Genomic DNA, 21,185 nt, shown 5'->3' on the forward strand with positions numbered 1-21,185 from the left:
ATGCCTTGGTTCGGCATCGTGGACATCGGCGATATGCCTTGGTTAGGCAGCGAAGATGCTCCGGCTACGAAGCCGTTGTTCTCATCCATGCCATGCTGCATTGGACTTACCATCGAATTGCCGTAGCCGTAACCGTGGCCCCAGCCCGGACCCGCATCGGCCCCTAACGCTGACGGAGAAGGATAGCCACCCATGAACACCGTCCCCGGAGGACAATCGTATGGAGCATCATTGCCTCCTTCGCCAAACGGGCTTACCATGTTCGGATACGGCATCGGCTGCTGCCCGCCGCCATAACCGTATCCGGTCTGGGCTGGCAGCGTCATCGGCTGACCGTAGCCATATCCTCCGTAAGTAGGCTGCTGCATTGAGGCTGGGGACACGTTCCCATGCATATTCGGCATATCGTGTAAGGACATCACTTCTGTTGCCGGAACGCCGTATTGTTTAAATAAATCGACATTCGGCTTGTATTCGGAATGGATCGGCTTTAGCTTTTTCTCAACCGGCTTCTCAATCGGCAAGGCTTTTTTCGGTGGCTGAATATTAACCGGCTTCGGTGCAGGAATCGCTGCCGGCTGAACCGGCTTCACGATTGGAGCCGTAGGCTTTTTCTCTTGTACGACGGGAGCAGGTGCCGGTGCCGGTGCCGGCGCGGCGAGCGGCACTGGCGTTACGGGTGCTGTAGGCGCTTTGCCCGCAATCGGTCCTGTAGGCGTCTTGCCCAAGATCGGTGCCGTTGACAGCTTTCCTACCAGTCCTTGAACGCCTTGCATAATCGAGCTCGGGTGAAGCGGATGAGCTCCTCCCGCGCTTTGGGCATTCGGGGCGGATGGCATATCCGGCATCGCGGAGCCAGCCTTCGGGATATTAACAATTTCCCCCGTAAGCAATACATTGGGGTTTTTCAGCTGCGGATTCGCCTTAATCATGTCTGCGAGAGGCACACCCCACGCCTTCGACAGCTTCCAAAGCGTATCGCCCTGCTTCACCACGTGCTGATGCATAATGTCCATTCCGCCGCCGTGGCCACCGGTGTGGCTCGATGGAATTTTCAGCTTCATGCCGACGTCGATCGCATCCGGATTCGTTATGCCCGGGTTCAGCCTCAAAATCTCTTCCAGCGACACATTATACTTCTGACTGATGGAATATAACGTATCGCCTTTTTTAACAATATGGATCTTCACTCGCTGATAACCTCCTGTCACGTTCTGAATAACCAGGCAAGGCTAATGCCTGCATTCAATCCTTACATCCTATGCAGAACATGGGCAGGTGTCGCCACTTTCAACAAAAAAAAATAAGAAGCTGCCGGGCAGGGTCCACTTGGACCTGGCTCAGCAGCTTCTTATAAGCCGACTGTCTCTATTCAAACGCTTTAACGCCGTCGACGGTAACGATTTTCCGGAATTCCTGGAGCAGGCGAGTCGTAATCGGTCCGGCATGACCGGAGCCGATCGTGCGGCCGTCGACCTCCCGCACCGCAATGACTTCCGCAGCCGTGCCCGTGAAGAAGACTTCATCCGCAACGTAAACGTCATGCAGCGTAAACGGCTCTTCCTTCAGCTTATAACCGTGCGCCGCGCATAGATCGATAATCGCAGCCCTTGTAATGCCTTCGAGCGCGCCGACATAACATGGCGGCGTATAGACGACGTCGTTCTTGATAATAAAAATATTGTCGCTCGAGCCTTCCGCTACATAGCCCTGCGAGTTCAGCATGATCGCTTCGCCGACGCCGGCGAGGTTTGCTTGAATTTTCACTAAAATATTGTTCAAATAGTTGAGCGACTTGATTTTTGGATTCAAAGCGTCGGGGATGTTGCGCCGCTGGGAAACCGAAACGGAGACGAGTCCGTTTTTGTAGGCTTCCTCCGGGTAAATGGCCAACTGCTCGACAATGATAATAACCCAGGCCGAAGGGCAGCGTTTCGGATCGAGGCCGAGATTGCCCGGACCGCGGGATACGACCAGACGGATATAACCGTCCCTCATATCGTTGCGTCGGATCGTCTCGACGAGCGCTGCCTGCATCTCGCTATGTGAAAGCGGAATATCAAGCATAATGGATTTCGCTGAATCATACAGCCGGTCAAGATGCTGCCCGCATTTGAAAATATTGCCGTCATAGATTCGAATGCCTTCAAAGATGCCGTCGCCATACAAAAAGCCGTGATCGTAAACCGAAACTTTTGCATCTTCCTTCGAAACAAAATCTCCATTTAAGTAGATCCATTGCTGTGCCATAACCTGCCAAACACCTCCAAAAAATTGTCGCTGCTACTTATTATAATTGTTTGTAATCCGAGAAGCTGGGATAGCTGCCCAAAATTCGAACCTGACAGCCGATTGCTTCGATTTCTTGAATGGCTGCCGGCAGCAGTACGGTATCCAGCGCCATATCGATGTCAATGTAGAAATAATAATTGCCAAGCCTCTTCTTCGTCGGACGGGATTCGATCCGCGACAGGTTGATTTTGCGCCATGCAAAGGCAGCGAGCACCTGATGCAGGGCACCCGGATAATCCTCGGGCAAGGTTATTAATATGCTCGTTTTTGGCGAATCCGATTGACGCGCCGTGTAGGGTTCAGGGCCGACCAGAAGAAACCGGGTGTAGTTGTTATCATGATCCGTAATCGCGCTGGCTATAACGTCAAGCCCTTCATTTGCCGCCGCAGTCATCGTACCGATCGCAGCCAGCCCGGAACCTGGATTGTTTTGTACGATACGAACCCCTTCGGCCGTGCTGCTAACATGCTCGGTTGCCGCGTGCGGAAGATGCGTACGCAGAAATTGGTAACACTGCGCGATGGCAACAGGGTGGCTGATCACTTTAGTAATACGGGAATAATCGATTTCCCCCGAAGCATCCCTCACTTCGGAAGAGCGCCCGATCAAATTTTGAATGGACGGATATACCCATTCCGCTTGTATCGGAAGATCTACCTCATGAACGAGCCAATCCATATGCAAGCTTACCGAGCCCTCAATCGTATTTTCGATCGGAACAACGCTGTAATCACTTACCCCGTTTACGGTCGATAAGAATACGTCCGAAATCAGCCTGTGGTGCTTCCAATTTAATTCTTCCCCGCGAAACAAATGTCTGGCAGCTTCGTCCGAGACGGAGCCGGCCGGCAATACCGCAATCGTCTTCATACCTTAATGTCCCCTTTAATTCTGTCCATTAACGGAACCGCAGGCTGCGTTTCCTTATCTTCAACCGTCACTTGCGGTCCGTGAACGCACGGTAGCAGCCAAAGCGTCTCCGCCTCGATTCCTTCCCGCTGCAGCGTATCCAGCAAAAATCGCTCAAGATCAGCTTTATCCGGGCTGCCTGCCTCGACAAAAGCGATTAGAGTCGGTCCTGCTCCGCTAAGCGCCGCCCCTAGAGCGCCATGCTCCTCTGCACGTTCCAGAATCGTCGCCATGCCGGGAATAAGCGCCGCGCGGTATGACTGGTGCAGCCTGTCCTTCATCGCATGGCGAATGATGCCAAGCTCGCCGCAGGCCAGCGCCGCTACAAGCAAGGAGCTTCGTCCGACATTAAATACGGCGTCGGCCATGCTGATTTGCGAAGGCAGCGCATGACGCGCTTTTTCCGTTTCCAATTGAAAAGCAGGGATGGCAACAAGCGCCTCAAGCTTCTCATGCGGGATAATCCGCACGTAATCGGCTTGTTCTCCATCCCATGCGGACACGACAATACCGCCAAATAAGGAAGCCCCTACATTATCGGGATGGCCTTCCAGCCTGGTTGCCATCTGGAACAGCTTATTCTCGCTTAATGGATTGCCAATAAGCGAGTTAGCGGCAACTAAAGCACCGACAATCGCCGATGCGCTGCTGCCGAGACCGCGCGCAAGCGGGATGTCGCTGTACATGGAAACCGATAGCTCCGGTACGGTTACGCCGGCCTCATCGAATACGAGCTGTGCAACCTTGTAGATCAGATTGGATTTGTCACCCGGCAAACCGTTCATCTGATCCCCGTAATACCGGAATTCCGTTTTGTCCGATACACTGAGTTCAATCCATGCATAAAGGGAAAGCGCCATTCCGAGCGTGTCGAAGCCCGGACCCAGATTTGCGGTGCTTGCCGGTATTTTTACGATAACTCTGCGATTATTCATGCCGCTTACCCTTCAACGCGATAGACGCTTTTCACTTTATGAACGACGTCGAGCGATTGGAAATTAGCCAGCACCTTCTGAATGGCCGCTTTGTTCGCATCATGCGTAATCACGATGATTTCGGCTTCCGGAATGGACGGATTCGGCTGCTGCAGCACCGATTCCAGGCTCACTTCGAAATCCGCGAACACTTGCGTGATGCGCGCCAGAACGCCGGCACGGTCGGCAACATGCAGCAGCAGGAAATATTTCGACGAGATTTGTTCGTCGGTTTTCAGCTTCTTCTCCTTGTAGGCCAGGCTTCCCAGCATGCCGTTCACGCCAAGCTTCAAGTTCTTCACGACTGCGACCAGGTCGGATACGATCGAAGTCGCTGTCGGCAGCTCGCCGGCGCCGGCGCCGTAGAACATCGTCTCGCCGACTGCTTCTCCGTACACGTACACCGCATTAAATACGCCGTTAACCGACGCGATCGGGTGTGATTGCTTCACCATGGTCGGTTGCACGCTGATGCTGATCAGATCGTCCTGACGCTCGGCGATGCCGAGCAGCTTCACTTCATAGCCGAGGCGCTTCGCATATAATATATCCTCTTTGCTCACCGATGAAATGCCTTGAACGGATATGTCTTCGAGCGCGACGTTCGCGCGAAAGCCGATTGTCGCAAGAATCGTCATTTTACGCGCTGCATCCAATCCCTCGACATCCGATGTCGGATCCGATTCCGCATAACCCAGATCCTGCGCTTCCTTGAGCACATCCAGGTAAGTGGCGCCCTCTTGGCTCATCTTCGTTAGAATGTAGTTCGTCGTGCCATTCACAATCCCCATCACTTTCGTGATCCGGTCGGAGGCAAAGCCCTCCACCAGCGTGCGAATAATCGGAATACCCCCGGCTACGCTCGCTTCGTACAGAACATCGCAGCGGTTCTCCTGCGCTTTAGCCAATATTTCCGGTCCGTGCAGCGCCATTAGATCTTTATTCGCCGTTACGACATGCTTGCCGCGCTCAAGCGCCTCCAGAATATATTCCTTCGTATGCGAAACGCCGCCCATCACTTCCACGATGACGTCGATTTCCGGATGACGGATAATTTCCCAAGCGTCTTCCGTCAGCTTCTCCGGCGAAATGGAAATATTGCGCGCTTTGCTTTTATTCTGAACAAGCACCTTCTCGATAACGATCGGCGAGCCGACCTGACTGGCTAAATCCTCTTGATGTCCCTCTACAATCCGGACTACGCCTGTTCCAACTGTTCCAAGTCCTAATAATCCAACCTTAACCGGCTTCATAAGTTCCCTCCAACTTTGTACTGTCAGCCTTGGCCGATGACTGATGCCTTGCGTACGCCTGCTTGACTGCGAAGCAATTCAATAAGTGCGGACAGTTCACCGGAAAGCTGCGAAATATCGACCGAAATAACGACATTGGCAAAGCCTTGAAGCGGAATCGACTGATTCATCGTCAGAACGTTCCCCTCCTGGCTGGCCACTAGACTAAGCACGCTCGACAATACGCCGGAACGGTGCTCCAGGTCCATCGATATCGTGACTATGCGCTCCCGCTCCAGCTCATTAAGCGCATAAACGCCGTCTTTATACTTATAAAAAGCGCTCCGGCTAAGTCCGACGCGCTCCACCGCCTCATGAACGGTTAGCGCTTCCCCCTTGCCGAGCATCTCCTTAACCTGGATCGTCTTCATAATCGCTTCCGGCAAAATGTCCTCCCGAATGACATAATAGCGGTTATTCACTATTCGTCCTCCCCAAAAAGACAATTGTTCACCTATAGTGGACATTATATCGAATTCAGCCGGCTTGAGCAATAGGTAAATAGAAAAGACGGCTTTCGCCGTCTCTTGTCTTTTTTGGTGTACGAATTGAGGTTATGCGTTTGGATCGTAGTCGCTTCCCTCAAAGAATTCGAACGCAAAATCGCCGATCCGGACCATATCCCCGTCCTTGGCTCCCTGCTTGCGAAGCGCTGCGTCAACGCCCATTTTGCGCATCGTGCGTGCGAAACGCATGACGGCATCATATGAGTTCAAGTTCATGCGTCTCATATAATTGTTGATGCCTTCGCTTTCGATAACGAACACCTCATCCTCCTTGTGAATGGCGAATGTCGTTTCTTCCCGCTTCTCATACGTATAGACCTTCCGTTCGGCAACGTCCTTCACGTCCTCGATCTCGACCTGCTCGGATACCGTATCCAGCACGTCCGCCGCCTTATAGAGAAGCTCTTGAATCCCTTGCTTGGTTAAAGAAGAGATCGGTACGATTTCGTATTCTCTCTCTCCCCGCACCTCATCCAGCTGCTGCCTGAACAACTCAAGCTGCTCCTCGGCGCCCGGCATGTCCATTTTGTTAGCGGCAATAATTTGCGGACGGTCTGTCAGCTTAGCATTGTACAAAACAAGCTCAGCGTTAATTTTCTGCCAATCGTCGAACGGGTCGCGCCCTTCCGATGCCGCCATGTCAATGACATGGATAATGACCCGTGTACGTTCGACATGCCGGAGGAACTCGTGACCGAGTCCGACGCCCTCATGCGCGCCTTCGATCAAGCCCGGCAGATCGGCCATGACAAAGCTGCGTCCGTCACCTACGTCAACGACGCCAAGATTCGGCGTAATCGTTGTAAAATGATAAGCGCCGATCTTCGGCTTCGCGCCTGATACGACGGAGAGCAGCGTCGACTTGCCTACGCTTGGGAAACCGACAAGACCTACATCAGCCATCACTTTAAGCTCGAGCACGACCCAGCGCTCTTGGCCGGGCTCGCCGTTCTCCGAAATGTACGGAGCCGGATTGCTTTGCGTGGCAAAGCGGATATTGCCGCGTCCGCCGCGTCCGCCCTTGGCGATGACGACCTGCTGGCCGTGACGCGTCATATCCGCGATAATTTCCTGCGTATCGTCATCAATGATGACCGTTCCCGGCGGGATGCGTACAATCGTATCCTCCGCGCTTGCGCCGTGCATGCTTTTTACTTTGCCGCGCTCGCCGCGCTCTGCCTTGAAATGCTTCTGATACCGGAAATCCATAAGCGTGCGGAGACCCTCGTCCACTTGAAAGATCAAGTCTCCGCCCCGGCCGCCGTCGCCCCCGGCCGGTCCGCCTTGTTCCACGTATTTCTCGCGGCGGAACGAGACGATTCCGTCTCCTCCGTCACCGCCCTTAACATATATCTTCGCTTTATCGACAAACATGCTTTGCCCCCGTTCACGCGCGCATTTCCGCCCGCAGCAGCACTTTCCCGTACGGCTGCTCGAGGTTGATCGGCTTCATTGCCGCGCCTTCCAACTGCTGTTGTATTTTTTGCTTCCACTGCTGTTCATTCATAAGCTCGCCTTCGTAATAGAAGGCGGCATACAACGCTTCGTGATCAAGCGTGAGCTCCAGCTTTAATACTGCAGAGCTGCCGGAGTTCGGTTTCACTGCGAATCGGTACGCGTTAATCGTATGAATGATTGAGTCGGCTATTTGATCGGCTTCAGCCGTGATTTCGTTTAAATGAATATCCCCGTTGATCACGACTTGAAGCTCCAGCGAATTCGAGATCGTCCGAAACGATTGAATATAGCTGACCAGCGACGGCACTCCCAGCTTGGAGATGCTGCTCTCGACAGCCATTCTACCGCTTATTTTCTCCACATACTCGATCGTTTTATCCAGCTTATTTAGTCTTATGTATCCATACACGACCTGCAGGTCGTTCATCCAGTCATGCCGGTGATGATTGAGGGTTCGGATCGCAGCGGATTGCAGCGATTGTATCGTCCGCGTCGTCCGCTCCGCGTGCTCCTTCCTCTCCGCCCCTATCCAGCAAATCGCGGCAGCTATAAGCCAAACGAGAAATACAGCAGTTAACCACAATCTAGAAGGCCAAATAAGCACAGCGGCGCAAGGCAGCAAAACCGATGCCGCTGCATAATACTTTGCCGTTGATAAGCGTCCCATTGATTAAACCTACTTTCATCGTATTTCCTAGCTTATCCAGTATATCACGCGACCGGCGCATGGTCATCAGAGCAGAAATAAAAAAAAGCCGGCCTTGCAATGCAGGCCGGGACTTTTTTTTGGGATTAAGCTTCTACTGCTGCGGCTACCGGTGCTATATCAGCAGGGTATACGCTCACTTTTTTGCGATCGCGTCCCCAACGTTCGAACTTCACTACGCCTTCTACTTTTGCATAAAGCGTATCGTCTTTCCCGATGCCTACATTGGTGCCTGGGTGAATTTTCGTTCCGCGTTGACGGAACAAAATGCTTCCAGCCGATACGGTTTGACCGTCAGCGCGCTTAGCGCCAAGGCGCTTCGACTGCGAGTCGCGTCCGTTCTTCGTGGAACCTACACCTTTCTTCGAAGCGAAAAGCTGAAGATTCAGTTTCAACATAGTGTGTCCCTCCTTCTAATAGGTTGTAATGCAAACGTGCTTTGGAACGATAAGCTTATGGACTCGTGAACACAAGCCGGCTTACGCGTTCTGAAGCTCATGAATTACGACATGCTTGCCGTAAGATTGGACAATAGTTTCGAGCATAACGACCATCGACTCAAGCAGCAGCTGCATCCGTCCATCCGCGGCTTCGTCAGCAAGCACCGGAATATCCGATGCAAGCCATCCGTTCTTCACCGTGTATGGAAGTTCTTCTCCTGCCAAAGCTTCGATTGCATTGACGGTACCGACCGTAACGGCCGAGACACCCGAGCATACGATATCTTTGCCGGGCTTCGCATATTTGGCATGTCCTTCGACTGCAAATGATACGATCCGTCTGTCAGCGGCTCTCCGCACGAGCGTAACGTTTATCATGAAAATCCCTCTTACGCTTGGATCTTCTCGATTGTTACTTTCGTAAACGGTTGACGATGACCTTGCTTGCGACGGTAGTTCTTTTTGGCTTTGTATTTGTAAACGATGATCTTTTGGCCTCTGCCTTGCTTCTCGACTTTGCCGGATACCGACGCGCCGGAAACAACAGGAGCTCCAGTCACAAGACCTTCACCCTTAGATACGGCCAAAACACGATCAAATGTTACGCTTTCGCCTGCGTTTGCGTCCAGTTTCTCGATGTAGATCACATCGCCTTCCTGAACTTTGTACTGCTTACCGCCAGTTTCAATAATTGCGAACATTGTAGTGCACCTCCTTATTCTCGAAGACTCGCCTAATCCAGGTGGCATGCAGCCGGAGCCGCAAGCTCTTGTTAAACCCGATCGGAGCGGTACATATGCAGTACGTTCTATAATAGATACGTGACAGACACCCAATTAGTTTATCACATCTAACCATTCATATCAATATAAAATAGCTTTAAAAATAAACTATTTGTTCCCAATATCCCGTTTACTTACCGCGCCGCAGCTTGGGCAGCGCTCTGACAGCAGAAAAACCGCATTCTCCCGGGCTTTCTTACGCGTAATCTCCATTAATCCAAGCTTCGTCCAGCCCAGCACCGTCATCTTGGTCTGATCGTTTCGCCCTTTCTCGGTCATCCGCTGCATCACCTGCTCGCGATGACGTTCGACCTGCATATCTATGAAATCGATAATGATAATGCCTCCGACATCTCTAACCCGCAATAATCTCGTTATCTCATCCGCCGCTTCCATATTCGTGCGAAAAACAGTGTCCTCGAGATCCGATGTTCCCGTAAACTTGCCGGTATTTACGTCGATGACCGTCAATGCTTCCGTTTCTTCCCAGATTAAATACCCGCCGCTTAAAAGCGGTATACGGCGCTCAAAAGCAACCGCCACCTGCTCATTTATACGAAACCAATCGAATAAGGCTTGTCCGTGCCGCGGCGCATACAGCTTCAGCCTCTCGCGCAGCCTTGGGGTCATTTCCTGAAGCAGCGCGGCAGCCTCTTCGAATTTCGTTGCGTCATCAATCCATATTTCATCCATGTCCAATTTCAGGGTATCTCTAACGGCCCGCCTCATCAGTCCCGCTTCCCGGTGCAGCTCGGCCGGTGCGCGCAGTTCCTCGCTTTTGGCGACGATCGCTTGCCAGAGCGTTCTCGATTGGGCGGCGTCCGAGAATAACGACAGCTCGCTTTCACCCTCGGCAGCGGTACGCATAATAATGCCCTCTTCCTGCTGCCTGAGCTTCTCTCCGATCGACCGTAATCGCGCCCGCTCGCTTTCCGTGCCGATTTTCTTCGACACGCCTACGTAATCCGCATTCGGCATATAGACGAGCCAGCGGCCAGGGAGCGTGAAATGCGTCGTAACCCGCGCCCCTTTTCCCCCGAGCGGTTCCTTCATCACTTGCACGAGCAGTTCCTGCCCGGGACTTACGAGCTCCCTGATCGGAGGCTTGACCTTCGGCTGCTTCTCCAAATGCGGATGCAGCAGCTCATCTATATACAAAAAAGCGTTTTTGGCTAGTCCAATATCAACGAAAGCGGCTTGCATACCGAGGAGAACATTGACGACACGGCCTTTATAGAGATTCCCGACCACGCTGCTTGCTTTGGATCTTTCTAAGAAAAACTCAACCAGGCGGCCATTCTCCAATACGGCGGCTTGCAGCATTTCCCCGTTTACATGCATCAACATTTGCTTCATTCCAGAGTCTCACCTGCCAGTACGCTTTTCATCTATTTTACCTGAAAAGTTCCGATACTGCACGAGCCGGATTGCGCTCGGACAAACAGTCTTCGACAATTTTCTGTTCAGGCACTACTTTAACCTCCTTGCTCCCCGGTTCAATCATATAGATCAAATGGTACCGCTCTCTTCGAAATAATCTGGCGACGGAAAGGATGGATTGTCCGCCGCTTACGATCAGGGGGCTTGCCATGTGTCCGCGCGCCAAAGCCTTCGTGGCAATGCGCCCGCGATGCATAAGAAAGCGATAGAACAAGAAAGGCACATTCCGATAGTAGGTCCAATTCGTTATAAACAAAAAGAGACCGACAATAAGCAAATTTATTTGTATGCCGTCATGGTCGAATACGAGAGGCAGCAGCGAGCTTATGATCATTAATGCGCTGAACAATAAGCTTATGCGGGCGGACCAAACAAGCATTTTATAATAATTCACCGTATAACTGAGCGCAGCTTGAAGCAGCTTGCCGCCGTCAAGCGGGTGGATCGGAAGCAAATTAAACAAGCCGATCATCAGATTCGCCTTCCAGACATATGCCGCCCACGCGGCATCCCATAGCCCCAGCTCGCCGCAGCCCCATGCGGCTAGTCCCATCCAAACATTTTGCAGAGGTCCCGCAATCGCGACGAGTGCATCTTCCATTGCCGGTGCGCCGCCTGCTTCTTCTACCTCCGCTACGCCGCCGAACGGCAGCAGCTTAACCTCTCGCACGGTCCAGCCGAAGCTTCGCGCTACGATGATGTGGCCAAGCTCGTGCACGAGCACGATCACAAATAAAGTGAACAGCTCGACAAAATAGCCCGTTAGGACCGATCCAAGCATGATGATGACAAATAACGGATGAAATGACCATACGATTCCCTTCCATTTAATCAAGTGGTATCACGTCCACCGGGTCGATATACCGATCATTTTCCTTCACGGCAAAATATAACAGGCTCGGCTCTGATCCTTCCGCTGTTTGCAGATAACCGATCCGATCCCCCGCTTCGACCCAGTCGTTCGCTTTAACCTCGCTTTGTCCCAGTTTCCCATAGATGGAGACCCGCCCATTCGCGTGCTGAATAACGATCGTCGAACCGTCCACCCCTTGCTCCGATAAGAGAAGGACTCGTCCGGTTTCTACCGCCATAACCTCAGCCTCCGAACCGCCGGCAAGCTCGATGCCGTCAAGAAGCTCGGCAAAGGTTCGAATAAGAACGCCTTCCTGCAGAGGCGCAGTCACCGGAAGCTTCACCGTTCCGTCCGCTCCTACCGCGGGCTCCTGCTCCTCTTGAAAAATCGGAATGAACGAAGGAGCGCCGGCAAAGGTTTCTTTATACCAAGCTGCCGCTGCGCCAAAATCGATCTCGTCGGTAAGCGCCTGCTTGACGAAAGCGCGCCCTTGGACCGTCCATTCCGTTTCATACTCGAACATCCCCCATATCCCCGCGAACAGCAGCGAGGCAATAACGAGCTTCCATATGACTTCCTTGCGAAAGGAGTGCTTTCTTCGATTGTCATTCGGGTCTTTGTCAGAAGCACCCGCAGGACCCTTCACATAGCTTCGCTTATTTAACAAGTCTGTCGTCCCATCCCAGCTTCTCCATGGATTCGGATTCGCTTTCCATACGTCCTCGGGATCGAGCTCGTCCTGTCTGTGCGGATCTAATTTATCCTTTGCCGGCATGTTTAATCCTCCCCGCTCCCATCATCTCTTCTGACAGCCTGTTCCATTATTTATAAATATGAGCGAAGGGAGACAAGTATGCGGAAGAGTCACGGCAAAAAAAAGAAGCCGCCTCCGAGGCCGGAATATCTCCGGTCTGGATGCGGCTCTCAATATGGCCTTAATCGGCCAGCTCATACTTTTCCTGATGCGCCTTGATGCTGAATATAAGCCCGATCGATAGCATATTCAGCAGCAGCGAGGTGCCGCCATAGCTGACGAAAGGCAGCGTAATTCCGGTAATCGGCATGATCCCTATCATCATTCCAATGTTCTGGAACACTTGGAATACGTACATGGATACGATGCCGATGATGATGAAAGACGCCCGCAGATCGTAGCACTGGAATGCGATTACGATCATGCGGTAGATAAGCAGGAAATAAAGAAGCAGGAGAACGGCCGAACCCTGGAAGCCGAATTCCTCTCCGATCACGACAAAGATGGAATCGGAATAGGCATATGGAATGAATCCGCCGTTCTTCATATCGCCTTTCAAATAACCGTCGCCGCCCAAGCCTCCGGAGCCTATGGCAATTTGTGCGTTCTCCGATTGGTGCTTGGCGTCTGCGGACGCTTCACTTGGATTCAGAAAGGTGTTTATTCGCTCGTGCCAATGTTCCTTTTCATGCTCATAGAGATAATCATAGATTTCCTGATTGAACATATTGAATACCGTAACAAACAAAACCAATCCTGCAATAACAATACTTAAGCCGATCAAAACATGCGTATACTTTACGTTTCCGATCCACAGCATACCGAGCACAATGACCAGATAAATGATGGCGTTACCCAGATCCGGCTGGATCATGACAAGCATGAAAGGAAGGAAAGAAAATGCAAAGATCGGCAGCAGGTCCTGGGAAAAAGTAAGACGATCCCCTTGGCGGCGCCCCATAATATAAGCGATGCCGATAATAAGAATGATTTTGACCAGTTCCGCAGGCTGAAACGACAGCTCTCCTATTCTAAACCAGCCTCTTGCCCCGTTTATGATCGCGCCGAAGAAATAAACGAGTATTAACAGGGTGACGCCAATTCCATACAGCACATGCCAGCCCTTCAGCACGATCCGGTAATCGAACAAGGTCGCTGCTATGGCAACAAAAAAACCCATGCCGTAGAAAATGAGCTGCTTCTTATCAGAACCGGCATATTTCGTAGCGTCCGTAGCGCTATGAATGACAACTACACTTACGATCATGAGGAATACTAATATAATGAATATTCCCCAGTCCAGCTTCTTTAGTTTGTTAAGCAAGATGCAATCATCCTATTCCAAGAAACTTGCGGAAACGCTTGAACGCTCCCGCCTTCTCGTCTAGCAGCATTAACGGGACCATATCTCCGAGAATGCGCCGAGCAATGTTACGGTAAGCGATTGCGGCTCGCGAGGCCGGATTCATGACGGTCGGTTCTCCGCTGTTCGCAGCGGATATGACTTTCTCGTCATCGGGAACGATGCCAAGAAGATCAACGGCAAGCACCTGACATATTTCATCGATATCAAGCATTTCACCGCTCTTCATCATATTCTGGCGGATGCGGTTAATGATAAGCTTCGAAGGAATTTTATCCTGCTCCAGCAGGCCGATGACGCGGTCGGCGTCACGCACGGCCGCGTGCTCCGGCGTCGTGATAACGATCGCACGGTCCGCGCCTGCTACGGCATTGCGGAAGCCGTGCTCGATGCCGGCCGGACAATCGATGATCACATAATCATGTTCTTTCTTCAGCTCGAGTATCATGTCGCGAACCTGCTCCGGCTTCACGGAATCCTTGTCCTTCGTCTGAGCGGCCGGAAGCATGTAGAGCTCGTCAAACCGTTTGTCTTTTACAAGAGCTTGATTTAACCGGCAGCGGCCCTCAGCCACATCCACCAGATCATAAATGATCCGGTTCTCAAGACCCATGACAACGTCAAGATTGCGAAGTCCGATATCCGTGTCCACCATGCATACCTTCTTACCGAGCAAAGCCAAAGCCGTACCCAGATTGGCTGAAGTGGTCGTCTTGCCGACGCCTCCTTTGCCCGATGTCACTACTATCGCTTCTCCCATGTCTTACACTCCTTTAAACATAATCGGATTATGCCGAATACGGAATAACTGCGTCAGCTTATCAATCTGCATTCGCCCCTCGCTTAAGAAGGCGAACTCCATGGTCGCATCGCCGGTCATCCATTCCTCCGGCGGCCTGCTGATGACATCCGCGATACGGAGCTGGGTAGGCCGCATAAGCGACGCCGCGATAATGACATCGGTTCGTCCGCCTATGCCTGCATGCGCAACGCCTCGTAATGCACCAAGCACATATATGTCTCCGGTGCATAATAAAGTTCCGCCCGGATTTAAATCACCGATCAATAATAAATCTCCGTCATGCTCATAGGTCTGGCCGGAACGAACGATTGAAGTCAGCACCTGCAGCTTCGCGTTCTGTCTATGGCCGATATCGTTCTGAGTAATATCCGATTCTACGGATTGAACCATCAAATTCCCCTGCGCCCTGATGACGCTCTTGATCTGATCCTTGTCGTCCTCGGTGAGCTGCCTTGCGCCGAGCTTCACTTGAACATGAACAAGCGGGCCGGTAAGCAGCTGCTGATGCGTCTTCTCCAGCTTATATTGCAATTCATCCAGAAGCGTCGCGAATTCACACTTATCGTCGAGAAGGAACACGAGACCTTCTTTAACGCCTTTTATAATAATATGCTGTCTCTCGGTCAAGTCCGTCCCTCCCCAACCTATTGAATTCTTGGCGACCCTTCCAAAATCCTGCCTGCTCCCGTTTTTTATTCCTCTTCCGTCTCCGGATTCGCCTTCGTCTGCGCTTCGAATAACCGTCTTGCAGGCACGTAGCAAGCAAGGGCAAAAGCCAGCTGCAGGAACAGGCTCGGCAAAATGTGTTCGAGCAGGGCCCAAGCATACGTTTCGCTCGTGATGCGGAATACTCTATAAATAAAAAATATCGCGGTATCGTACAAAATACAAGCCATTCCGATTATAGAAACAGCCATCATGAGCGTAGCTCTTCTCCGCTCCAGCAGCATGCCTGTAAAATAGCCGATCAACCCCATAATAAAAGCGTGCGCCCCGATCAAATGGCCGAAATAGACGACGTCCTGCAGCATGCCGAAGCTTACGCCGAGCAGCAGCGCCCGGTGACGCCCGCTGTACAGAGCGGCGAACACGACGGCTACAAAAACGAAATGCGGTATAATCCGGCTGCCGAAGCCTGCGGGAATGATCCACGGCATGATCGCTCCTTCAATAATGAATAAGAGCAGCATCAGCAAGATAATCCGGTTCATACTCATTGCTCCGTGTCCTCCAGCTCAGGAACCTGAACGACAAATACCTCCGTCAAGTGATCGAAGCTGGCCGACAGCTCGACGGTCGCCGTTAAGGTTAGACCGAAATCGCCGACCTGCCTTGATTCCACCGTTCCGACAACGAGTCCCCGTGGGTATACGTTGCCAAGACCGGACGTTATGACTGTATCCTGAACGGTCAACTTGTCGTCCTCGTCGATTTTGGTCATCAGAAGCCGCGAGGTTTCTTTGTTATAGCTGCTCAATATCCCGAACGAATCGTCTTCGCGTCCCAATATCGTTACCGCGATGGAGTTAAACGTAGGCGACGCTTCGTCGAGCTCGGTAATCGGCGTGACCGTGGACGTGAACGGCGTAACCGCGCTGACAAGGCCGATTAGTCCATCGATCGTCGTTACGGCCATATTGGGGCGTACGCCGTTCTTGGAGCCAAGATTGATCGTCAGCGACCGGTTGTTCGCGTCATTGCTGACCGATACGACTTGAGCGATTAAATAATTATAATTATACATTTCTTTCTGGCGCTCCGTGAAGGAAAGCTCCTCTTTCAATCTCTTATTCTCTTTCTCTACAAAGTTGTATTCTATTTTGTCGCGGGCATAAGCGGCTGCCGTAAGGCGTAGCTGCTCGTTCTCTTCATAGACAATACGAAGATTGCGGATATCCTCAAAGAAGCCCGCTATATAACCAGCGGGCTTGTAAAACCATTGCTGCACGTATGCGGCCGTATCCTTCAGAAACTTCTCCGGCCATGTTAATTCCTTGCGGTCACTGAGCGAGAAGCCGATGACCGCAATGAACAGTATAAACCCGATCATAAGCATGAACATTCGCTTATTTCGCATTAGCTTAAACAGCTCGATCACCCGCCCATTTCATATCCGGTTTCCACATCGATATCGGCTTAGCGTCTCGAGCGGGATGCCGAGCTGCTTCTTGTTTTAAACAAATGGATGTTATCCAATGAACGCCCCGTTCCGATCGCCACGCAATCCAGCGGGTTATCGGCAACGATGACAGGCATACCTGTCTCGCGCTGCAGCAGTTTGTCCAAGTTGCGAAGCAAAGCTCCGCCGCCCGTAAGCACGATTCCGCGGTCCATAATATCGGCGGACAGCTCGGGAGGGCATTTCTCAAGCGTCACCTTTACCGCGTCGACTATCGCGTTAACCGTATCGCTAAGCGCATCCGTAATTTCATCCGATGTAATGGCAAGCGTCTTCGGAAGGCCTGTAACCAGATCGCGTCCACGAATCTCGATCGTCTCCGCCAGATCAAGCGGCAGCGCTGAGCCGATATCCATTTTGAGCTGCTCGGCCGTTCTCTCCCCGATCATGAGATTATATTGCCGTTTAATATATTGAGTAACCGCTTCGTCCATCTCATCGCCGGCTACGCGGATCGAACGGGCCGTCACGATGCCGCCAAGAGAAATAACGGCCACCTCTGTCGTTCCGCCGCCGATATCGACAACCATGCTGCCGGTCGGCTCCCATACCGGAAGGTCCGCCCCGATCGCTGCCGCGAACGGTTCTTCGATCGTATAAGCCTCCCTGGCTCCCGCTTGCTTCGTGGCATCCTCGACGGCGCGCTTCTCAACAGCGGTAATCCCCGACGGCACGCAAACCATTACGTTCGGATGGCGCGGAAAAAGCGAGCGCTGCTTTTGCGCTTGACGGATAAAATATTTGATCATCGTTGCCGTCGTTTCGAAATCGGCGATTACGCCGTCCTTCATGGGACGGACAGCACGTATATTGCCGGGCGTTCTCCCGATCATTTTTTTGGCTTGTTCGCCTACTGCTTCTATTGTTTTTGTATCGGTACGAAGGGCCACCACGGAAGGCTCCCTTACAACGATTCCTTTTCCTTTAACGAACACAAGCGTATTCGCCGTTCCCAGATCAATCCCCAAATCTTTAGAAAAACTCCCGAACATGTTCTTGCTCCCTTCTAATTGCGACAATCACTTTATTATATTACATATAGCCTTGTTCCTTCAAACTAATGAAACGTCCGTCTCCGATGACAAGATGATCCAGCACTTCAATTCCTACCAGCTCGCCGGCTTCTGCAAGACGCTTCGTGAGCGAGATATCCTCCGGGCTTGGCGTCGGATCTCCGCTGGGATGATTATGCGCGCAAATGATAGACGCGCTGCTGCGCTGAATCGCCGCGCGGAACACTTCCCGCGGATGGACGAGCGAAGCGTTTAACGTGCCCATTGAAAGTGTTTCCCGGGCAATAATATGATTCTTGGTGTTTAAAAACAAACATACAAAATGCTCCTTCTTCAAATACCGGAGCTCCTCCATTACGTAATCGGCCGCGTCCTGCGGCTTACGCACCGTAACGGCATCGCCTAAACGGCTTCGGGTAATGCGCCTTCCCAGCTCGATGCCCGCGCGCAGCTGAATGGCTTTGGCCGGTCCGATCCCTCGAATAGCAGTCAGTTCTTCCATACTCATATCCAGCAAATTACGCAAGCTTCCGCATTGCTTCAGTATCGATCCCGCCAAATGCACGGCGGATTGCCGCTGCGTACCCGTACGCAGCAGGATGGCAAGCAATTCAGCGTGGCTAAGCGCCTCGGCCCCATATCGCATCATGCGCTCTCTCGGACGTTCTTCATGGGGGACATCACGCAAAACCGAATAATGCGTCTCCATGTCCCTTTCCCGCCTTTTCCATTAAAGTATAGTTATTGTATATCCTGTCTTATTTTTCAAAAAACATGAATATCATAATGCGCCAGCATGTCCGATAGAAGCGATAACGGCAATCCGACCACATTGAAATAACAGCCGTCGATCCGGTCGACAATCGTCGCGCCCAGCCCCTGAATGCCGTAAGAACCTGCCTTGTCGCGAGGCTCGCCCGTTGCTACATACCTGGCTATTGATTCTTCGCTTAGCGGCTTCATTTGAACCTTCGTAATCCGGTGATTCACCGTTGCTTCTCCATTAGCGGTCAGCAAGCAGGCAACACCTGTATATACTTCGTGGCTGCGTCCTTGCAGACGGCGCAGCATGCTCATCGCGTCAGCATCATCGGCCGGCTTGCCAAGCACCTCTCCGTCCAATACAACGACCGTATCCGAACCGATAATGAGCGATGATTGGGTTTGGCCCTGCTCTTCAAGCCGCCTTGCGGCTGCCTTCGCCTTGCGCAGACTTAGCTGCTCTACCACTTGAACCGGCGGCCAGGAAGGCGGGGTGGATTCATCCGTATCCGTAGACAAAATAGAAACCGGCAAGGAAAGGTCCAAGGATGCGACCAGTTCCTTCCGGCGCGGTGACGAAGAAGCCAGAACGAGCCGGCTTATCGATTGGTAATTGAAATTTGTATGCTCCATGTATCGAATATAGCTCTCCTTCACGCTTCCCGAAGGAAGTGTTCGATGTCCGCCCTGTTACATTTTGCGGTATAACCAAATGGCAATAACGGCTCCCAGTAAGCTGAACAAGCTAAACTGAAGATGGAGCGACAGACTGAAGCTTAACACGTACAAATCAATGGCGGGAGACCATGACGCTTCAATCGGATTGGTCAGAAAAGAAACGCCTGGAACCGGGGAAAGCCATCGCGCGACTAATGCGCCGGCTAATAATCCCAATATGATAAAAATGAGAAGAATCCAGCCGTTTTTCTTCATCTTTCAACGCCTCTCGCCCTGATTTGACACCTTCATCTATTATACGCATGAAGCGATTCGTTTACAATGCGCTTATGGACTCAAACCATTCTTTTTGCCCGAGGACCGCTTTCATCAGTTCAGACTGCGCCGACCATAAATGAGTACGGGACGCTTTTTTATTATACTCGGTCATCGACATAGCCGCCGTATTAACAGATTGGACCAGCTTGGCCAAATGATCCTTTCCAGCGTCGTCCGTTACCCCTTTCTGCATCGCTGCCGCGCTCTCCGTCCATTGTTGATGCTCAGCCTGCCATGCCTCTGCGGCTGCTTTGCCTATGGGGGACAGGGACGGCTGCTCAAGCTGTGCCAGCGTCAGCTCATCCAGCATTTTGATGAATGCCGCCGTTTGCTGGAAAAATTGCTCTGCCACTGCAGGTTCTCCATTAAATGGAATCTTACCGGGCGTTGTGACCGTTATTTCCTTAATAAAAAGCTCCAGATCGGATAGCTGCGACCGCACTGCCTGAGCCTTGCTTCGTTCGCCGGCCATACCCGCATAAACCCGATAATCGCCCGCGCTTGTCATCGCCGCCGCGGCTAGACCTTTACCGGCAAGCTGCTCTATCGCAGCGTCCCTTCCTGCCGTATTGCTGAAGACGCCGAACTGCAGCATATAGTACGTCTGTTCAAGCCCCTTTAGACTGACCGTCTTAGTCTGTCGGGCAGTCTCCTCATCGGTGCCGTTCCCTTCGGACGAAGAATCCGCGTCATCGACCTTATTACTATTCGAGCCTGCCGGCTCGCCTGAGGGGGTATCCTCCGTGGTTGTGCCGCCGGAAGCAGGCAGATTATTCAGGCCATCCTCCTGGCCTCCCGGCCATAGAGGAGCGCCTGTAAACAACGACAACAGCAAATAACCAAACAAAGCGCCTGTGGCAAGCGCCCCCGCAACCGACAAAAACACGTTAAACCAGGAAGGTCCTTTCGTTGAGCGTTTCAATCGAGTGGTGCGGAATGGGCTCGCCGTTGATTCATCGTATAACCGGACTTCCTCATAGCCATTTGACTCTTTTTCAATATGCTCAGCATCCTTATATCGGTTCGGCAGCGCATATTCGTGCTCCTCGTTTTGTTCTTGAGGAAGTACGATATGAATGGCTTTTTTATTGTTGTTTTTCTGTGGACGCGCCGGTTTGACCGGCAGCGGCGTTTCCGGTACGGCATCCGTATCCCGAATCAGTTTTTCGAGAGCGCTTATATCTTCCTGAAACGCGCTGTTCCACGGACTAATTTCGCTTACGGAATGTTGTTCGTTCACCGGATATAATGGAATGACATTTACTTTAGCGGGCTTAGCGCCATTACTGGCTTGAGTTGTCGTTTGGGACGAGGCTGGATTGCCGGAGGCAGTCTCCTGCTGTTTGTCCAATTGTCGGTTATCTTCGGTTATGGAATTTCCAGCACGGTCAAAACGGTACGTAATTCGATTTTTTTGATTCATCTCGTTCTCTCCTTGTCCCATTCTTCTACTTCTAATCTATGAGCCAAATGAGAGATTTATACCGGGAGGGATCAACCAAACCTTTAAAGGCTTCAAATTTAAACCAAACCTTTAAAGGCTTTTCGAACCCACCCAAACCCTCCCTTCCAAGGGAGGGCCCCAAGGACTGCGTTCCTCTGGACACCTGCAATTGAACTAACGTTGAGGAGATTGAGTTGGATGTGAGTGGCGTTTTGTTAA

The 21,185-nt window shown here is 51.9% G+C and carries 24 protein-coding genes; all 24 read right to left on the reverse strand.

Going from position 1 to position 21,185, the window contains the following annotated elements; genetic code table 11:
• Window positions 1–1,190: LysM peptidoglycan-binding domain-containing protein (locus tag H581_RS38645; protein WP_211231492.1), on the reverse strand; the 1,190-nt coding region annotated here is incomplete at its 3' end.
• A 178-nt stretch (window positions 1,191–1,368) separates the two neighbouring features.
• Window positions 1,369–2,250: a branched-chain-amino-acid transaminase gene (gene ilvE, locus H581_RS0121540; protein ID WP_028611809.1), complete on the reverse strand. Its 882-nt coding sequence runs from the start codon at window positions 2,248–2,250 to the stop codon at window positions 1,369–1,371.
• Window positions 2,251–2,290: 40 nt separating this feature from the next.
• Window positions 2,291–3,163 (reverse strand): prephenate dehydratase, encoded by an 873-nt coding sequence (gene pheA, locus H581_RS0121545; RefSeq protein WP_028611810.1) that lies wholly within the window; start codon window positions 3,161–3,163, stop codon window positions 2,291–2,293.
• Entirely contained in the window at window positions 3,160–4,137 is a 978-nt protein-coding gene (gene thrB, locus H581_RS0121550; RefSeq protein WP_028611811.1) for a homoserine kinase, read from the reverse strand. The genes pheA and thrB overlap by 4 nt, the downstream gene beginning before the upstream one ends.
• 5 nt (window positions 4,138–4,142) lie before the next feature.
• A complete protein-coding gene (locus H581_RS0121555) occupies window positions 4,143–5,429 on the reverse strand; it encodes a homoserine dehydrogenase (RefSeq protein WP_028611812.1) in 1,287 nt (428 codons plus the stop codon).
• 23 nt (window positions 5,430–5,452) lie between these two features.
• Window positions 5,453–5,890, reverse strand: coding sequence for an ACT domain-containing protein (locus H581_RS0121560; protein ID WP_028611813.1), 438 nt, complete (start codon window positions 5,888–5,890; stop codon window positions 5,453–5,455).
• Window positions 5,891–6,022: 132 nt separating this feature from the next.
• A complete protein-coding gene (gene obgE, locus H581_RS0121565) occupies window positions 6,023–7,348 on the reverse strand; it encodes a GTPase ObgE (protein ID WP_028611814.1) in 1,326 nt (441 codons plus the stop codon).
• Between the two features lie 13 nt (window positions 7,349–7,361).
• Window positions 7,362–8,099 (reverse strand): Spo0B domain-containing protein, encoded by a 738-nt coding sequence (locus H581_RS0121570; protein ID WP_028611815.1) that lies wholly within the window; start codon window positions 8,097–8,099, stop codon window positions 7,362–7,364.
• Between the two features lie 125 nt (window positions 8,100–8,224).
• Window positions 8,225–8,536 carry a 50S ribosomal protein L27 gene (rpmA, locus tag H581_RS0121575; protein ID WP_028611816.1) on the reverse strand — a complete coding sequence of 104 codons (312 nt, stop codon included), beginning with the start codon at window positions 8,534–8,536 and terminating at the stop codon, window positions 8,225–8,227.
• An 81-nt stretch (window positions 8,537–8,617) separates the two neighbouring features.
• Window positions 8,618–8,956, reverse strand: a complete 339-nt coding sequence (locus tag H581_RS0121580) for a ribosomal-processing cysteine protease Prp (RefSeq protein WP_028611817.1) — start codon at window positions 8,954–8,956, stop codon at window positions 8,618–8,620.
• An 11-nt stretch (window positions 8,957–8,967) separates the two neighbouring features.
• Window positions 8,968–9,279, reverse strand: a complete 312-nt coding sequence (rplU, locus tag H581_RS0121585; RefSeq protein WP_028611818.1) for a 50S ribosomal protein L21 — start codon at window positions 9,277–9,279, stop codon at window positions 8,968–8,970.
• A gap of 189 nt (window positions 9,280–9,468) precedes the next feature.
• Window positions 9,469–10,716 (reverse strand): Rne/Rng family ribonuclease, encoded by a 1,248-nt coding sequence (locus tag H581_RS0121590; protein ID WP_036719561.1) that lies wholly within the window; start codon window positions 10,714–10,716, stop codon window positions 9,469–9,471.
• A gap of 37 nt (window positions 10,717–10,753) precedes the next feature.
• Window positions 10,754–11,635 carry a M50 family metallopeptidase gene (locus H581_RS0121595; protein WP_028611820.1) on the reverse strand — a complete coding sequence of 294 codons (882 nt, stop codon included), beginning with the start codon at window positions 11,633–11,635 and terminating at the stop codon, window positions 10,754–10,756.
• Window positions 11,628–12,428 carry a M23 family metallopeptidase gene (locus H581_RS34975; protein ID WP_051251186.1) on the reverse strand — a complete coding sequence of 267 codons (801 nt, stop codon included), beginning with the start codon at window positions 12,426–12,428 and terminating at the stop codon, window positions 11,628–11,630. Before H581_RS34975 ends, H581_RS0121595 begins: the two co-directional genes overlap by 8 nt.
• A 160-nt stretch (window positions 12,429–12,588) precedes the next feature.
• Complete coding sequence (locus H581_RS0121605; RefSeq protein WP_028611821.1) at window positions 12,589–13,731, reverse strand: FtsW/RodA/SpoVE family cell cycle protein; 1,143 nt, start codon at window positions 13,729–13,731, stop codon at window positions 12,589–12,591.
• Between the two features lie 7 nt (window positions 13,732–13,738).
• The gene (gene minD / locus H581_RS0121610; protein ID WP_028611822.1) at window positions 13,739–14,530 is read right to left on the reverse strand and encodes a septum site-determining protein MinD; all 792 of its coding nucleotides are present in this window, start codon (window positions 14,528–14,530) and stop codon (window positions 13,739–13,741) included.
• Between the two features lie 3 nt (window positions 14,531–14,533).
• Window positions 14,534–15,199 carry a septum site-determining protein MinC gene (locus H581_RS0121615; protein ID WP_028611823.1) on the reverse strand — a complete coding sequence of 222 codons (666 nt, stop codon included), beginning with the start codon at window positions 15,197–15,199 and terminating at the stop codon, window positions 14,534–14,536.
• Window positions 15,200–15,264: 65 nt separating this feature from the next.
• On the reverse strand, window positions 15,265–15,789 hold the full coding sequence (gene mreD / locus H581_RS0121620; RefSeq protein ID WP_028611824.1) for a rod shape-determining protein MreD: 525 nt from the start codon (window positions 15,787–15,789) through the stop codon (window positions 15,265–15,267).
• Window positions 15,786–16,649, reverse strand: a complete 864-nt coding sequence (gene mreC / locus H581_RS0121625; RefSeq protein ID WP_051251296.1) for a rod shape-determining protein MreC — start codon at window positions 16,647–16,649, stop codon at window positions 15,786–15,788. Before mreC ends, mreD begins: the two co-directional genes overlap by 4 nt.
• 59 nt (window positions 16,650–16,708) lie before the next feature.
• Window positions 16,709–17,743: a rod shape-determining protein gene (locus tag H581_RS0121630; protein WP_028611826.1), complete on the reverse strand. Its 1,035-nt coding sequence runs from the start codon at window positions 17,741–17,743 to the stop codon at window positions 16,709–16,711.
• 40 nt (window positions 17,744–17,783) lie between these two features.
• Window positions 17,784–18,473: a RadC family protein gene (gene radC / locus H581_RS0121635; RefSeq protein WP_028611827.1), complete on the reverse strand. Its 690-nt coding sequence runs from the start codon at window positions 18,471–18,473 to the stop codon at window positions 17,784–17,786.
• Window positions 18,474–18,529: 56 nt separating this feature from the next.
• Window positions 18,530–19,159, reverse strand: a complete 630-nt coding sequence (locus H581_RS0121640) for a Maf family protein (RefSeq protein WP_051251188.1) — start codon at window positions 19,157–19,159, stop codon at window positions 18,530–18,532.
• 57 nt (window positions 19,160–19,216) lie between these two features.
• The gene (locus tag H581_RS0121645; protein WP_028611829.1) at window positions 19,217–19,459 is read right to left on the reverse strand and encodes a DUF4321 domain-containing protein; all 243 of its coding nucleotides are present in this window, start codon (window positions 19,457–19,459) and stop codon (window positions 19,217–19,219) included.
• Between the two features lie 61 nt (window positions 19,460–19,520).
• A complete protein-coding gene (locus H581_RS0121650; protein WP_028611830.1) occupies window positions 19,521–20,945 on the reverse strand; it encodes an SPOR domain-containing protein in 1,425 nt (474 codons plus the stop codon).
• Window positions 20,946–21,185: the final 240 nt, after the last annotated feature.

The sequence above is a fragment of the Paenibacillus harenae DSM 16969 genome (genome assembly GCF_000422465.1).
Classification (GTDB): Bacteria; Bacillota; Bacilli; order Paenibacillales; family Paenibacillaceae; genus Pristimantibacillus; species Pristimantibacillus harenae.

Excerpts from the sequence above, each read along its gene's own strand:
- ilvE (WP_028611809.1), bottom strand. The coding sequence starts at position 2,250 with ATGGCACAGCAATGGATCTACTTAAATGGAGATTTTGTTTCGAAGGAA.
- pheA (WP_028611810.1), bottom strand. The coding sequence starts at position 3,163 with ATGAAGACGATTGCGGTATTGCCGGCCGGCTCCGTCTCGGACGAAGCT.
- thrB (WP_028611811.1), bottom strand. The coding sequence starts at position 4,137 with ATGAATAATCGCAGAGTTATCGTAAAAATACCGGCAAGCACCGCAAAT.
- H581_RS0121555 (WP_028611812.1), bottom strand. The coding sequence starts at position 5,429 with ATGAAGCCGGTTAAGGTTGGATTATTAGGACTTGGAACAGTTGGAACA.
- obgE (WP_028611814.1), bottom strand. The coding sequence starts at position 7,348 with ATGTTTGTCGATAAAGCGAAGATATATGTTAAGGGCGGTGACGGAGGA.
- H581_RS0121570 (WP_028611815.1), bottom strand. The coding sequence starts at position 8,099 with ATGGGACGCTTATCAACGGCAAAGTATTATGCAGCGGCATCGGTTTTG.
- rpmA (WP_028611816.1), bottom strand. The coding sequence starts at position 8,536 with ATGTTGAAACTGAATCTTCAGCTTTTCGCTTCGAAGAAAGGTGTAGGT.
- H581_RS0121580 (WP_028611817.1), bottom strand. The coding sequence starts at position 8,956 with ATGATAAACGTTACGCTCGTGCGGAGAGCCGCTGACAGACGGATCGTA.
- rplU (WP_028611818.1), bottom strand. The coding sequence starts at position 9,279 with ATGTTCGCAATTATTGAAACTGGCGGTAAGCAGTACAAAGTTCAGGAA.
- H581_RS0121590 (WP_036719561.1), bottom strand. The coding sequence starts at position 10,716 with ATGAAGCAAATGTTGATGCATGTAAACGGGGAAATGCTGCAAGCCGCC.
- H581_RS34975 (WP_051251186.1), bottom strand. The coding sequence starts at position 12,428 with ATGCCGGCAAAGGATAAATTAGATCCGCACAGACAGGACGAGCTCGAT.
- minD (WP_028611822.1), bottom strand. The coding sequence starts at position 14,530 with ATGGGAGAAGCGATAGTAGTGACATCGGGCAAAGGAGGCGTCGGCAAG.
- mreD (WP_028611824.1), bottom strand. The coding sequence starts at position 15,789 with ATGAGTATGAACCGGATTATCTTGCTGATGCTGCTCTTATTCATTATT.
- mreC (WP_051251296.1), bottom strand. The coding sequence starts at position 16,649 with ATGCGAAATAAGCGAATGTTCATGCTTATGATCGGGTTTATACTGTTC.
- H581_RS0121630 (WP_028611826.1), bottom strand. The coding sequence starts at position 17,743 with ATGTTCGGGAGTTTTTCTAAAGATTTGGGGATTGATCTGGGAACGGCG.
- radC (WP_028611827.1), bottom strand. The coding sequence starts at position 18,473 with ATGGAGACGCATTATTCGGTTTTGCGTGATGTCCCCCATGAAGAACGT.
- H581_RS0121640 (WP_051251188.1), bottom strand. The coding sequence starts at position 19,159 with ATGGAGCATACAAATTTCAATTACCAATCGATAAGCCGGCTCGTTCTG.
- H581_RS0121645 (WP_028611829.1), bottom strand. The coding sequence starts at position 19,459 with ATGAAGAAAAACGGCTGGATTCTTCTCATTTTTATCATATTGGGATTA.
- H581_RS0121650 (WP_028611830.1), bottom strand. The coding sequence starts at position 20,945 with ATGAATCAAAAAAATCGAATTACGTACCGTTTTGACCGTGCTGGAAAT.